Origin of the sequence: Pseudoalteromonas rubra, from assembly GCF_004212645.1 — a bacterium.
In the GTDB taxonomy this organism is placed as follows: domain Bacteria; phylum Pseudomonadota; class Gammaproteobacteria; order Enterobacterales; family Alteromonadaceae; genus Pseudoalteromonas; species Pseudoalteromonas rubra_G.
The window spans coordinates 1-226 of the sequence record NZ_PPUZ01000134.1 but is presented as its reverse complement, the minus strand read 5'-3'; the positions used below and the strand labels follow the sequence as shown (position 1 = coordinate 226).

Annotated in this window: 1 protein-coding gene; it reads left to right on the top strand. The window is 54.0% G+C overall.

The features are described from left to right. On the top strand, positions 1 to 226 hold a 226-nt coding region (locus tag C3B51_RS22815), incomplete at both ends, for an AMP-binding protein (protein WP_130246501.1).

Below are 226 nucleotides of genomic sequence, written 5' to 3'. Positions count from 1 at the left end.
CCTGATAGGACTGTGCTTTGAACGTCATATAGACATGCTGGTCGGGATGTTAGGTATTTTGAAAGCGGGCTGTGCTTATGTGCCGCTGGACCCCACTTACCCAGCAAGTCGGCGCGACTATATGATGGCCGATACGGGCATGTCGCAGGTTATCACGCAGTCGGGGCTGGCCGGGTTGTTTGCTGATCTGGATGTGACCCGTATTGTGCTGGATGATGAGACAACG